General features: G+C 43.4%; 1 protein-coding gene. It reads left to right on the forward strand.

What is annotated here, in order from left to right:
• Positions 1 to 392 (forward strand): argininosuccinate synthase domain-containing protein (locus tag J7R10_RS09415; RefSeq protein WP_208436539.1); only part of this gene is annotated, 392 nt, incomplete at both ends.

Consider the following 392-nt stretch of genomic DNA (forward strand, 5'->3'; position numbering starts at 1 on the left):
CCACTCATTTCAAAACGCCTTATTAAAAATGCCAAGGAACCGGGTGCAGATGCAATTGCCCATGAAGCAACAGGAAACGGTAATGATCAAGTTCGCTTTGAACTTTCTGCTTATGCTCTTAATCATGATATCAAGATTATTGCTCCATGGCGTGATTGGTCTTTTAAAAGTCGGACAGATTTGCTTGAATTTGCGCGCGCGCATCAAATTCCAGTAGAGCAGGATAATCAAAGCGAAGCGCCTTTTTCCGTCGATGCAAATTTATTGTACTCGTCATCAGAGGGCAAGGTTTTGGAAGATCCAGCACTTCCTGCCCCTGAATATGTTCATATGCGCACTCTTTCTCCAGAAGCTGCTCCAGATCAAGCAATCATAATCACGGTTGGCTTTAA

Source organism: Bartonella vinsonii subsp. berkhoffii ATCC 51672, assembly GCF_902825225.1.
GTDB classification, from domain to species: domain Bacteria; phylum Pseudomonadota; class Alphaproteobacteria; order Rhizobiales; family Rhizobiaceae; genus Bartonella; species Bartonella berkhoffii.